The 13,018-nt window shown below is 64.7% G+C and carries 13 protein-coding genes; 4 read left to right on the forward strand and 9 right to left on the reverse strand.

What is annotated here, in order from left to right:
- Positions 1–43 precede the first annotated feature (43 nt).
- Positions 44–1,219, reverse strand: a complete 1,176-nt coding sequence (gene tuf, locus G568_RS0105470; RefSeq protein WP_026757081.1) for an elongation factor Tu — start codon at positions 1,217–1,219, stop codon at positions 44–46.
- A 113-nt stretch (positions 1,220–1,332) separates the two neighbouring features.
- On the reverse strand, positions 1,333–2,013 hold the full coding sequence (locus G568_RS18345; protein WP_211222238.1) for a hypothetical protein: 681 nt from the start codon (positions 2,011–2,013) through the stop codon (positions 1,333–1,335).
- Between the two features lie 120 nt (positions 2,014–2,133).
- Between G568_RS18345 and G568_RS0105480 the strand changes: the two genes are divergently transcribed.
- Complete coding sequence (locus G568_RS0105480; protein WP_026757082.1) at positions 2,134–3,486, forward strand: cytochrome P450; 1,353 nt, start codon at positions 2,134–2,136, stop codon at positions 3,484–3,486.
- A 108-nt stretch (positions 3,487–3,594) separates the two neighbouring features.
- Here the strand turns inward: G568_RS0105480 and G568_RS0105485 are convergent, their stop codons facing one another.
- Entirely contained in the window at positions 3,595–5,904 is a 2,310-nt protein-coding gene (locus G568_RS0105485; RefSeq protein WP_026757083.1) for a DNA topoisomerase IV subunit A, read from the reverse strand.
- A 126-nt stretch (positions 5,905–6,030) separates the two neighbouring features.
- Here G568_RS0105485 and G568_RS0105490 point away from each other — a divergent pair, with 126 nt between their 5' ends.
- The 3 genes from G568_RS0105490 to G568_RS0105500 all read left to right on the forward strand — a co-directional run bounded on the left by G568_RS0105490 (position 6,031) and on the right by G568_RS0105500 (position 7,724).
- Entirely contained in the window at positions 6,031–6,861 is an 831-nt protein-coding gene (locus G568_RS0105490; RefSeq protein ID WP_026757084.1) for an SDR family NAD(P)-dependent oxidoreductase, read from the forward strand.
- Between the two features lie 84 nt (positions 6,862–6,945).
- Positions 6,946–7,149, forward strand: coding sequence for a twin transmembrane helix small protein (locus G568_RS0105495; protein WP_026757085.1), 204 nt, complete (start codon positions 6,946–6,948; stop codon positions 7,147–7,149).
- A 2-nt stretch (positions 7,150–7,151) separates the two neighbouring features.
- Positions 7,152–7,724, forward strand: coding sequence for a cob(I)yrinic acid a,c-diamide adenosyltransferase (locus tag G568_RS0105500; protein ID WP_026757086.1), 573 nt, complete (start codon positions 7,152–7,154; stop codon positions 7,722–7,724).
- A gap of 111 nt (positions 7,725–7,835) precedes the next feature.
- Here G568_RS0105500 and G568_RS0105505 read toward each other — a convergent pair whose 3' ends face one another.
- The 6 genes from G568_RS0105505 to sdhC all read right to left on the reverse strand — a co-directional run bounded on the left by G568_RS0105505 (position 7,836) and on the right by sdhC (position 12,903).
- Entirely contained in the window at positions 7,836–9,008 is a 1,173-nt protein-coding gene (locus G568_RS0105505) for a type III PLP-dependent enzyme (protein ID WP_026757087.1), read from the reverse strand.
- A 207-nt stretch (positions 9,009–9,215) separates the two neighbouring features.
- Positions 9,216–9,416 carry a hypothetical protein gene (locus G568_RS0105510; RefSeq protein WP_026757088.1) on the reverse strand — a complete coding sequence of 67 codons (201 nt, stop codon included), beginning with the start codon at positions 9,414–9,416 and terminating at the stop codon, positions 9,216–9,218.
- Positions 9,417–9,528: 112 nt separating this feature from the next.
- Positions 9,529–10,308, reverse strand: a complete 780-nt coding sequence (locus tag G568_RS0105515) for a succinate dehydrogenase iron-sulfur subunit (RefSeq protein WP_026757089.1) — start codon at positions 10,306–10,308, stop codon at positions 9,529–9,531.
- An 11-nt stretch (positions 10,309–10,319) separates the two neighbouring features.
- A complete protein-coding gene (sdhA, locus tag G568_RS0105520; protein WP_026757090.1) occupies positions 10,320–12,125 on the reverse strand; it encodes a succinate dehydrogenase flavoprotein subunit in 1,806 nt (601 codons plus the stop codon).
- 11 nt (positions 12,126–12,136) lie between these two features.
- Positions 12,137–12,508 (reverse strand): succinate dehydrogenase, hydrophobic membrane anchor protein, encoded by a 372-nt coding sequence (sdhD, locus tag G568_RS0105525; RefSeq protein WP_026757091.1) that lies wholly within the window; start codon positions 12,506–12,508, stop codon positions 12,137–12,139.
- Positions 12,509–12,519: 11 nt separating this feature from the next.
- Positions 12,520–12,903: a succinate dehydrogenase, cytochrome b556 subunit gene (gene sdhC, locus G568_RS0105530; protein WP_026757092.1), complete on the reverse strand. Its 384-nt coding sequence runs from the start codon at positions 12,901–12,903 to the stop codon at positions 12,520–12,522.
- Between the last annotated feature and the right edge of the window lie 115 nt (positions 12,904–13,018).

Genomic DNA, 13,018 nt, shown 5'->3' on the forward strand with positions numbered 1-13,018 from the left:
GGATCACCGGCTCATCCGGTGACCCTCTTCGAACCCGGGTAGATTACTTCAGGATTTTCGAGACGACGCCCGCGCCGACGGTGCGGCCGCCTTCGCGGATGGCGAAGCGCAGGCCGTCTTCCATCGCGATCGGCGCGATCAGTTCGACCGTGAACTTCAGGTTGTCGCCCGGCATCACCATTTCCGTGCCCTCGGGCAGCGTCACCGTGCCCGTCACGTCCGTCGTGCGGAAGTAGAACTGCGGGCGGTAGTTGGCGAAGAACGGCGTGTGGCGACCGCCCTCGTCCTTGGTCAGGATGTAGGCCTCGGCCTCGAAGTTCGTGTGCGGCGTCACCGACTTGGGCTTGCACAGAACCTGGCCGCGCTCGACGTCGTCGCGCCCGACACCGCGCAGCAGCGCGCCGATGTTGTCGCCCGCCTCGCCGCGATCCAGAAGCTTGCGGAACATCTCGACACCCGTGCAGGTCGTCTTCTGCGTGTCCTTGATCCCCACGATCTCGATCTCGTCGCCGACGTTGATCACGCCGCGCTCGACACGGCCGGTCACAACCGTGCCGCGCCCGGAAATCGAGAACACGTCCTCGATCGGCATCAGGAACGGTTGATCGATCGCGCGCTCGGGCGTCGGGATGTAGTCGTCAACCGCCGCCATCAGCTCGCGGATCTTATCTTCGCCGATCTCGGGGTTGGTGCCCTCCATCGCCGCCAGCGCGGAACCCGAGATGATCGGAATGTCGTCGCCCGGGAACTCGTACTCCGACAGAAGCTCGCGCACTTCCATCTCGACCAGCTCCAGAAGCTCGGGGTCGTCAACCTGGTCAACCTTGTTGAGGAAGACCACGATCGCAGGAACGCCGACCTGGCGCGCCAGAAGAAGGTGCTCGCGCGTCTGCGGCATCGGGCCGTCGGCGGCGTTCACAACCAGGATCGCGCCGTCCATCTGCGCCGCACCCGTGATCATGTTCTTCACGTAGTCCGCGTGGCCAGGGCAATCGACGTGCGCATAGTGGCGCTTGTCGGTCTCGTATTCCACGTGCGCCGTCGAGATCGTGATCCCGCGCGCCTTCTCCTCCGGCGCGCCGTCAATCTGGTCATACGCCTGGAAATCGCCAAAATACTTCGTGATCGCAGCCGTCAGCGTCGTCTTGCCGTGGTCAACGTGACCAACTGTCCCGATGTTCACGTGCGGTTTAGAACGGTCAAACTTTTCCTTAGCCATATCAAAGGCGCCTCGCGGTTGGGGGGCCAACACGGACCCGTTTCTTCTCCGCGCGCCATTTATTTGGTTGAGAAAGGAAAATCAAGCGTGACGTTGCCGCCTGATCCTGCGCGCTATGCGTCCTCGTCCAGTGGTGCAACGGTGATATCGCCCGGCCCCTGCGTCTCGGGCTCTTGCGCCTCGGGCGCTTCCATGCTGAGGGCGTCCTCATCCTCGGTGGTCTCTTCCGTCTCCGCGGTCTCGTCGTCGGCCTCGCCGGTGGTGAACCACCCCTCGGCGTTGTTCATGCGCGTCAGGTAGACCTCGATCTGCTTGGCGGCATTGCGGCTGAGGTTCTGCATTTGCTGCTCGGCGGTCTGGGTCAGGCCCGAGCCGACCATCGTCTCGCCCGACAGCGATTCCAGAATCGTGATCTGCTTGGGCTCGGGGTTCAGCTTTTTCTGCGCCGCGTCGTCCCAGACCGTGAGGTAGATGATCAGCACCGACTTCGGCGACAGAACCACCGGCACGCCCGGCTGCGCCAGAACGTAGCCTTCCACGCTCACCCCGAAATGATAGAGCCGATCCCCCTCGTAGCGATCAAACCGCTCGGCTATCGCGCCGGTCAGCGATGCGATCCACTCTTCCTTGCTGGCCTCGCGCGACAGCGGCCCTTTCTGCATCTTGGGCGCCACCACGATGTTGTGGCCAAGACGGAAGTCACCCAGATCGGTGGGCGCCTCTTCCAGGTCGTTGGCATTGGTGCACGCGGCCACGCCGGCCACAAACAGCAAAGCAGATAAGATACGCAGCATGCAGCGCCCCCCGAGGTTCGTTTTCCCGTCCTGCATATCGTAGCCCCCCGCCCCGCGCAATCGCCGCGCATTGCCCCGCCCCCGCCCCTGCCTATATCGTGACACGACAGGAGATGCGCCATGCCCGATCCCGATCTGCCCGTTCATGTCCCGCTGGTGCGCGAGCCGTGGGGCATCCTGCGGTCGCTGAACGCCGCGCGGAGCAATGTTCTGTCGATCATTCCCGCCATCGCCACCAAGCAGCCGATGGTGTCGGGCAAGACCGGCAAGCGCTGGCACATGGTGATGGACCCGGCCGCGATCCGGCGCATCCTGCTGGAGCGGCTGGACGATTACCCCAAGTCGGATGTCACCAAGAACCTGCTTCGCCCCGCGATCGGCGAATCCCTGTTCGTGGCCGAGGGCGCGCATTGGCGCTGGCAGCGCCGCGCTGCCGCGCCTGCATTCTCGCACCGCAACGTGATGAACCTGTCGCCGGTGATGACCCGCGCCGCCGAGGGCGCCTCGGACCGCGTGGCGCAGGCCGGGCCGCGTGCCGTGGACATGGCCGCCGAAATGGTGCGCGCCACCTTTGACGTGATCAGCGATGTCACCTTTTCCGGCGAAGAGGGTTTCGACAGGGACGCGGTACACCGCGCCATCGACGCCTATATCGCCGATGCCGGCAAGATCAGCCTGTTTGACATGCTGGGCCTACCCGACTGGATCCCGCGGCCGGGGCGGATGATGTCCGGCGCCGCCCTGCGCGAGATGAAATCCGTCGCCGACGCGGCCATCGATGCACGCCGCGACGCCGGCGGCGCGGAAATGCCCGATCTACTGGATCTGCTGCTATCGGGTGAAGACCCGGAAACGGGGCGCCGGATGGATACGGGTGAGCTGCGGGATAACTTGTTGACCTTCATCGTGGCGGGGCACGAGACCACCGCGCTGGCGCTTGGCTGGTCGCTTTACCTGTGCGCGTTCGATCAGGACGTGCAAGAGCGCGCGCGCGCCGAGGCGCAGGGCGTGCTGGGCCAACGCGCCGCCACGGGCGAGGACGTCGCCAACCTGCCCTTTATACGTCAGATCGTGGACGAGGCCCTGCGCCTCTATCCGCCGGCGGGCATCATCAGCCGTACCGCCCAGACGCCCGACACCCTGTGCGGGCGCGAGGTGCGCCGCGGCGATACGGTGATGATCCCGATCTACGCCCTGCACCGCAATCACCTGCTGTGGGACGAGCCCGACGCGTTTCGCCCCGATCGCTTTGCCGATCGCAAGGCGATTGATCGCTACGCCTACCTGCCGTTCGGCGACGGGCCGCGGGTGTGCATCGGGGCGTCCTTTGCCCTGCAGGAGGCGGTGATCATCCTGGCGACCCTGCTGGCGCGGCACCGGTTTTCCCCGGTTGAGGGACGCGCGCCAAGCCCCGTGATGATCCTGACCCTGCGCCCCGAGGGCGGCGTGTGGCTACAGGCAGAACCCGCATGAGATAAGTGGAATGCGCTGTCGCGCATGCATGTCGTCTCGCCGTCCGCCCTTGGCGGCCGTCTCGGGCCTCCGGCCGGAGTATTTGTGGCAAGATGAATTGCCTAAGTGTCAGGTAAAGCGGTTGTCGCGCGGGAAGCCGCGGGGCGCCATGCGCCCGGCGCTCGCGCGTTTGCCCAGCCATTCGGTCAGGTCGGTCTCGGTGCGGGTGCGCCCGGCGGGGTCTTTCCACGACAGCCCGTCCGCCAGGTTGAACGTGGTCGCATCCGATAGCCCGCCATCGCGGAATTTCTGTAGCCGCACGCCCTTGCCGCGCGCCATTTCCGGCAGTTCCTCCGCCGCGAACACGACCACCTTGCGGTTTTCGCCCACGCAGGCGACGTGATCGCCTGCGACCGGCTTGCACACCAGCGCGCGCGCCTCGCCGCGCAGGTTGAGCACCTGTTTGCCGCTGCGAGTCTGCGCCACCACGTCATCCTCGGGCACGATGAAGCCGTCGCCGGCGCTGGACGCCACCAGAAGCTTGCGCCCGGGCACGTGCACGAACAGCGCCACGATCTGCGCCTCGTTGGGCAAATCCACCATCAGGCGCAGCGGATCGCCCATGCCGCGCCCGCCCGGCAGGTTGACCGCCGGCAGGGTATAGATCCGCCCGTTCGAGCCGAAGATAAGCAGGCGATCGGTCGTCTGCGCGTGGAACATGAAGCGCGGCCCGTCGCCATCCTTGAACTTGAGCTCCTTGTCCAGCGCGACATGCCCCGACAGCGCCCTTATCCACCCCATTTGCGAGCACACGACGGTGATCGGCTCGCGTTCGATCATCGCCTCGATCGGGACATCGGGGGCGTCCTCGGCATCGGCGAAAGTGGTGCGCCGCACGCCGCCCGGTGCGCCGTGGCCGAACTGCTTGCGGGTCTCGCGCAGCTCCTCGGCGATACGGCCCCATTGGCGGCCCTCGTCCTCCATCAGGTCCTCAAGCTCGGCGCGCTCTTCCATCAATGCGTCGCGCTCGCGCGTCAGCTCGATTTCCTCCAGCCGCCGCAAGGACCGCAGGCGCATGTTGAGAATCGCCTCGGCCTGCACGTCCGACAGCTCACCCTCGCCCTTGGCGGGCAGGGGCGAGACGTAATCCGCCTCGGACGTGGCACGCACATGTGTGCGGCCCCAATCCTCGGCCATCAGGGCCGCCTTGGGGTCGTCGTCGTAGCGGATGATGTCGATCACCCGGTCGAGGTTGAGGAAGGCCACGATCAACCCTTCCAGCACCTCCAGCCGGTGATCGATCTTGCCCAGCCGGTAGCGCGTGCGCCGCAGCAACACCTCGCGCCGGTGATCGAGGAAGGCGCGCAGCACCTCGCGCAGGCTGCACACCCGCGGCGTCAGCCCGTCGATCAGCACGTTCATGTTGAGGCTGAACCGCACCTCCAGGTCGGATTGCCGGAACAGCATCCCCATCAACACCTGCGGATCGACATTGCGCGAGCGCGGCTCAAGCACGATGCGGATATCGTCGGTCGATTCGTCGCGCACATCGGCCAGGATCGGTACCTTCTTGGATTGGATCAGATCGGCGATCTTTTCGATCAGGCGCGATTTGGCAACCTGGAACGGGATTTCGGTCAGGACGATCTGCCATTGGCCGCGATTTAGCTCCTCGCTCTCCCATCGGGCGCGCAGGCGGAACGATCCGCGCCCAGTGCGGTAGGCCTCGGCGATATTCTCGCGCGGCTCGACGATGACGCCGCCGGTGGGAAAATCGGGGCCGGGGATATGATCGAGCAACGTCTCGTCGCGCGCGTTCGGCGCCTTGATCAGGTGCAGGCAGGCGCCGATCAGTTCCTCTATGTTATGTGGCGGGATGTTGGTGGCCATGCCCACCGCGATGCCCGACGACCCATTGGCCAGCAGGTTGGGAAACCGCGCCGGTAGCACCACCGGCTCCCGCAGGGTGCCGTCGTAGTTGTCGCGGAAATCGACCGCATCCTCGCCCAGCCCCTCCAGCAGGGCCTCGGCGGCGGCGGTCATGCGGGCCTCGGTATAGCGGCTGGCGGCGGGGTTGTCGCCGTCGACATTGCCGAAATTGCCCTGCCCGTCCACCAACGGGTAGCGCACGTTGAAATCCTGCGCCAGGCGCGCCATTGCGTCATAGATCGCGGCATCGCCGTGCGGGTGATAGTTCCCCATCACGTCGCCCGAAATCTTGGCCGATTTGCGGAACCCCCCCGACGAGGACAGCTTCAGCTCGCGCATGGCGAACAGGATACGCCGATGCACCGGCTTCAACCCGTCGCGCGCATCAGGAAGCGCCCGCCCCATGATGGTGGACATTGCATAGCTGAGATACCGCTCGCCAATGGCGCGGCGCAGCGGCTCGGTCAGGTCCGGCACGGGGGCCGGGGCATCGTCGGACATGTCACTCATGGCTGCGGTGATAGCCGCGCGCGCCGGGTGCGTAAAGCAGGCATCGCGCCAATGGACCGCCCAAGGCGCGAATTTCACCGCTTCGCCACGTTGCACCCACCCGCGCGGCGGGGCATGGTCGCGGCCATGACGCGCAAATCCATTCTGATCACTGGTTGCTCAAGCGGCATCGGCCGCGATGCGGCCTTCACCCTGCACGCCCAAGGCTGGCGCGTGTTCGCCGCCTGCCGGCAGCCCGCCGATGCGGCAGCGCTGCGCAACGAGGGGCTGGAGGCGCTGCACCTCGATTATGCCGACCCTGACAGCATCGAGGCCGCGCTTGCGCAGGTTCTGGAGGCCACCGGCGGCACGCTGGATGCGCTGTTCAACAACGGCGCCTTTGCCTGCCCCGGCGCGGTTGAGGATCTGCCGCGCGGGGCCTTGCGGGAGATTTTCGAAGCCAACCTATTTGGCTGGCACGACCTGACGGCGCGGGTGCTGCCGGTGATGCGCGCACAGGGGCACGGGCACGTGGTGAACTGCTCCTCGGTGCTGGGGCTGGTGGCGGCGCCGTGGCGCGGCGCCTACAACGCCACCAAGTTCGCGCTGGAGGGGCTGACCGATACCCTGCGCGTGGAAATGCGCGACACGCCCATTTCCATCGTTCTGATCGAGCCGGGCCCGATCACCACCCGGTTCCGCCGCAATGCGATCCCCCACTTCGAGCGATGGGTGGACTGGCAAAACTCCGCCCGCGCCGACCAATACCGCACCACCCTGATCAAGCGGCTCTATCGCGACAATGGCCCCGACCGGTTCGAGCTGCCCGCCTCCGCCGTCACGGCCAAGCTGATCCGTGCGCTGAACACGCCGCGCCCCGCCGCGCGCTACTATGTCACCACGCCGACCTACCTGATGGGCGCGCTGCGCCGTATCCTGCCGGTGCGCGCGCTCGATTGGCTGCTGGCCAAAGGGTAAGGGGCCGCCCGGCAAATTTTCGGTTCGCTTTTTGCGCCATAGCCTCTACATCGGAGCCAAACGCATGACACAAGGATCGCAACGATGAGGGATGACCCGCTGTTCTACGTGGTGGCCGTGGCCTGCCTTGCGGTTGTGGTCATCCTGATGATCGGCATCGGCGGCTTCGCCAAGGGCGGCGAATTCAACCGCAAGCACGCCAACCGGCTGATGCGGTGGCGCATCATTGCGCAGTTCATCGCCGTCATCCTAATTCTTCTGTTCGTATGGTTCCGGCGAGGAGGCTGACAATGGTTGTTCTCAACAAGATCTACACCAAGGGCGGCGACAAGGGCGAAACCGCGCTTGGCAACGGGGCGCGGGTGCCCAAGCACGCGCTGCGCGTTACGGCCTACGGCACCGTGGACGAGGTGAACGCCACCCTCGGCCTGGCCCGCCTGCATGCCGAGGGCGATATCGACGACGCCCTCGCCCGCATCCAGAACGACCTGTTCGATTTGGGCGCCGACCTGTGCACCCCCGACATGGACCGCGACGCCGAGGCAGAATACACGCCCCTTCGGGTGGTCGCCCCGCAGGTCGCGCGCCTCGAATCGGAGATCGACGCGATGAACGCCCTGCTCGAGCCGCTGCGCAGCTTCATTCTGCCCGGCGGCACGCCGCTGGCCGCGCACCTGCACCTGTGCCGCACCGTGTCGCGCCGGGCCGAACGGCTCTGCGTCGAACTGGCGCAGGCCGAGCCGGTGAACCCCGAGGCGGTAAAATACCTCAACCGCCTGTCGGACTGGTTCTTCGTCGCCTCCCGCGCCGCCAACGACCAGGGCCTCGCCGATGTGCTCTGGACCCCCGGCGCGAATCGCTAGAGTCCGTCACAGGGCACAAGGTGCAGAATCAAGTGCATATCACCAACGGTGGATCGCCGCACCGAGGCCCATCGATGCGCGGCCCCTCAACCGTCCACTCGGCGAATTCCCCTATATCACAACAACATCCAGCGGCGGGAACCCGTTGAACCCAACCGAGGCATAGGTCGACGTATAGGCCCCGCAGGACCGGATCACGATGCGATCCCCCGCGCGCAAACCCAGCGGCAGTTGCACCGGCTGGCGCTCATACAGCACATCGGCGCTGTCGCACGACGGACCGGCCAGGATGCACGCCCCCGTCGGCTCGTGATCGCGGTCGGTGACAAAGGCGTAGCGGATCGCCTCGTCCATCGTTTCCGCCAGCCCCGAGAACTTCCCGATGTCCAGGTAGACCCACCGATGCAAATCGCTGTCGGACTTGCGCGAAACCAGCAGCACCTCGGCCAAGATCGCCCCCGCCTCGGCCACCAGGCCGCGACCCGGCTCTGCCATGATCTGCGGCACTTCGCCAAAGCGGGCCTTGACCATCGCCATGACCTGCGCGGCGTAGGGCGTCGGCGCCTCGACGGCGTCGTCATAGAACGCCGGGAACCCGCCGCCGATGTTCAACAGCTGCAAATCAAACCCCTCGCCGCGCACCGCATGCCAAACCTCGGCCACCTGATCGAGAACAGGCGCCCACATCGCGGCCTGCCGGGTCTGGCTGCCCACGTGGAACGACAGGCCAACCGGTCGAAGGCCCAGCTCCCGCGCCCGTGCCATCAGCGACCGCGCCTTACCCGGTGCACAGCCAAACTTGCGGCTCAGCGGCCAGTCGGCGCTGCTCGCCTCGACCAGAAGACGGATGTAGACCTCGGCGCCCGGCGCGTTGTCTGCGATCTTCTCAAGCTCTTCCTCGGCATCCGCCGCGAACAGGGTAATCCCCGACGCATGCGCAAACGCGATGTCGGACGCGCGCTTGATCGTGTTGCCGAACGATATATTCTCCGAGCGCGCGCCCTGCGCGAGGCACAGCTCGATCTCCGCGCGCGACGCCGCATCGAACCCCGCGCCCTGCGCAACCAGGGCCGCGATGATCTCGGGCTCCGGGTTGGCCTTGACCGCATAGTGAACATGCGCACGCCCCAACCCCCTGGCCAGCGCGTCATAGCGCTGAACAATCGCGTCGGTGTCGATCACCAGCGTGGGGCGATCAAACCGCGCGTGGCGCACATAGGCGTCGAGACGGGAAAGCGCAGGCGCGACATCACACGCCGAAAATTCGGTCACAGTAGCGTTCATGGTCATCTCCAAAGGACCTGGGCCTTGCGGCAACTCATTTCGATCAGAGACGTTACCGTCGCTACGTGAGCCTGAGGACCTGTGGCCCTTGGAACAGAGGCGCGTGCGTTGGCGTCTTGGCGGCGCGTTTGATACAGAACCCCGACTCGATCAAGACATTTTTTCGCACTCGCGAAAAATGTGACCGCCGCGGCATTTTCATCGCGTTCATCGCGGCGGCGCGTCCTTTGCCATGCACCTGCGCGGGGGTTTTCCATCCGGCGTCACCGTCGTCGCGCCGCAAGCGGCACAGCGATAGGCGCCCGGCCCGGCCCGCCGATCCTCGCGCCAGCGGCACCCGCGCATGCGCGGGTTGGAAAACACGATGATCAGGACAATCGCCACGATAAAGCCGACAATCACGAACATCGCACGCGCACTCCGTCAAACGCCATGTTGATCCCCCCGGGCCAGCCAAAAACGGCAAAGGCCCCACGCGGTCATGCCATGCGCGGGGCCCCTTGCCGATACTCCAGCGCGATCAAACGTGGCGATCCACCATCATCTTCTTGATCTCCGCGATCGCCTTGGCCGGGTTCAACCCCTTGGGGCACGCCTTGGCGCAATTCATGATCGTGTGACACCGATAGAGCTTGAACGGATCCTCCAGATCATCCAGCCGCTCGCCCGTTGCCTCGTCGCGGCTATCGATGATCCAGCGATGCGCATGCAGCAGCGCCGCCGGCCCAAGATACCGATCCGAGTTCCACCAATAGCTCGGGCAGGAGGTCGAGCAGCAGGCGCACATCACGCACTCATATAGCCCGTCCAGCTTGGCGCGATCCTCGATCGACTGCTTCCATTCCTTCGCGGGCGTGTTCGATTTGGTTTCCAGCCACGGCATGATGCTCTCGTGCTGCGCGTAGAAATGCGTCATGTCCGGGATCAGGTCCTTGACCACATGCATGTGCGGCAGCGGATAGATCTTCACGTCGCCCTTGATCTCGTCCATGCCGTAGATACACGCCAGCGTGTTGATCCCGTCGATATTCATCGCACACGACCCGCAAATGCCCTCGCGGCAGGACCGGCGGAACGTCAGCGTCGGGTCAATCTCGTTCTTGATCTTGATCAGCGCATCCAGAACCATCGGACCGCAGGTGTCCATGTCGACGAAATAGGTGTCGACACGGGGGTTTTCGCCGTCATCCGGGTTCCAGCGGTAGATCTGGAACTTGCGCAGGTTCTTGGCACCGTCGGGTTTGGGCCACGTCTTGCCCGTGCGCATCCGGCTGTTCTTGGGGAGCGTCAGTTGAACCATGTCGTCTCTCCTCAGAAGGTCCGCGCCTTGGGCGCGATCTTTTTCAGGCTGATGCCACCCTCGGTTTCGGTGGTCAGGGGGTCTTCGATCACGGGCCGATAGCTAAGCACGGTTTTCTTGCCGTCGACGCGCGCGATCGTATGAACCCGCCATGTCTTGTCGTCGCGATCGGGGTGATCCTCGTGCGCATGCGCGCCGCGCGATTCCTTGCGCGCGTCCGCACCGGCAATCGTCGCCAGTGCATTGGGCATGAGGTTCGTCAGCTCAAGCGTCTCCATCAGGTCCGAATTCCACACAAGGCTACGGTCGGTCACCTTCAGGTCGTCAACCTTGCCCGCGATCGCGTCCATCTTCTTGACGCCTTCGGCAAGCGTCTTCTCGGTGCGGAAAACGGCGGCATCCTCTTGCATCGTTTTCTGCATCTCCAACCGTAGCTCGGCCGTCGGCGTGCCGCCGTCGGCGTTGCGCAGGCTGTCAAAGCGATCAAACGCCTTGTCCACCTGGGCCGTGTTGGTCTCTGGCACCGCCGCGCCCGCATCAACCACCTCGCCCGCGCGGATCGCCGCCGCACGGCCGAACACGACCAGGTCGATCAAGCTGTTAGAGCCAAGCCGGTTCGCCCCGTGCACCGACGCGCAGGCCGCCTCGCCCACGGCCATAAGACCCGGCACCACGGCGTTGGGATCGTCGGCGGTGGGGTTCAACACCTCGCCCCAGTAATTGGTCGGGATACCGCCCATGTTGTAGTGCACCGTCGGAAGAACCGGGATCGGCTCCTTGGTCACGTCCACGCCCGCAAAGATGCGCGCGCTTTCCGAAATACCCGGCAGCCGCAATTGCAGCGCCTCGGGCGGCAGGTGGCTCAGGTTGAGGTGAATGTGATCGCCATTCGGCCCAACGCCCCGCCCCTCGCGGATTTCCATGGTCATCGACCGGCTCACGTAGTCACGCGGCGCCAGGTCCTTGTAGGTGGGCGCATAGCGCTCCATGAACCGCTCGCCTTCCGAGTTGGTCAGGTATCCGCCCTCGCCGCGCGCGCCCTCAGTAATCAGGCACCCCGCGCCATAAATGCCGGTGGGGTGGAATTGCACGAACTCCATATCCTGGAGCGGCAAACCGGCTCGCGCGACCATCCCGCCGCCATCGCCCGTGCAGGTATGCGCCGAAGTAGCACTGAAATACGCGCGCCCGTACCCGCCAGTCGCCAGCACGACCGTCTTGGCGTTGAACACATGCATCGTGCCATCGTCCAGCTTCCAGCAAACGACGCCGGTGCACTGCCCATCATCCGACATCAGCAGGTCAATGGCGAAATACTCGACGAAAAACTCGGCCTTCTGCTTAAGCGACTGACCATAAAGCGTGTGCAAGATCGCATGCCCGGTCCGGTCCGCGGCGGCGCAGGTCCGTTGCACCGGAGGGCCCTCGCCAAACTCGGTGGTGTGGCCGCCAAACGGCCGCTGATAAATCTCACCCTCTTCGGTCCGGGAAAACGGCACGCCGTAATGCTCAAGCTCGTAAACGGCCTTGGGCGCCTCGCGCGCGAGGTATTCCATCGCGTCGGTATCGCCCAACCAGTCCGATCCCTTTACCGTATCGTACATGTGCCACTGCCAATGGTCCGGGCCCATGTTGGACAGGGACGCGGCGATACCCCCCTGCGCAGCCACGGTGTGCGACCGGGTCGGGAACACCTTGGTCACGCAGGCGGTGCGCAACCCCTGCTCGGCCATCCCAAGCGTTGCCCTGAGGCCCGCGCCGCCAGCCCCGACAACGACCACGTCATAGTCATGCGTTTCGTATTCGTATGCAGCCATTTGTCAGGTCCTCACAGCGCGATCTTGGCAAGGGCATATAGCCCGGTAGCGGTCAGTCCGTAGGAAAAGATGATCAGGAACATAACCAGGATCTTGCGGGTAATCCCGCGCGCGTAATCCTCGATCATGATCTGGGCCCCTTTGCGGAAATGCTGTAGCCCGACAAACAGGACAAGCCCCGTCAAAAGCGCCGGAACCGGCCGTGAGAACGTGTTGATCACGGTCTCATGGCTACTGCCCAACGCGCTGCCAAAGACATAAAGAAACGTTGGCACGATCAACGCCAGGCCCACGGCGCTAACCTGCATGTACCAGTGGTGTTCGGTTCCCGTCCCGGAGGCTCCCTTGCCCTCGGCACGCTTGCGGGCGGTCAGATAGCGCATTGCCGGCCTCCTCAGATCAACAAAAGGGTTATGATTGTAAGGATCACCGAGCCACCGATCAGGATCCAGCCAAGTTTCTCGGCGGTCGGAATATCCAGCCCCTTGCCCGCGTCGAAATACAGATGACGCAACCCGGCAAGGTAATGATACCAAATCGCCCAGAGCGATAGCGTCATCACCAGGTCACCAAACCACGATGTGATCACTGCATCGGCCGTCGCGAAATATTCGGGACTCGTCGCCGCCGCAAGCAGCCACCACACCACCAATACCACCGCCACGATCAGGGCATTGCCCGTGATCCTGGTCAGGATCGATGTAATCGACGTCAATTGTGGGCGATATATCTGCAAGTGCGGCGAGAGCGGGCGCTCCACAGGTTTCGCATCAGCCATAGGTCCGGTCCCTTTCGGTTTGCACACGATTGTATACGTGCGTTTCCTATCGGAGTTTTGACTCCTTTTAGCGCCGCTGTCACGCCAGCACAGCCCCGCAAGCCAGAAAATTTCG

The organism is Sediminimonas qiaohouensis DSM 21189 (genome assembly GCF_000423645.1).
Taxonomy (GTDB): Bacteria; Pseudomonadota; Alphaproteobacteria; order Rhodobacterales; family Rhodobacteraceae; genus Sediminimonas; species Sediminimonas qiaohouensis.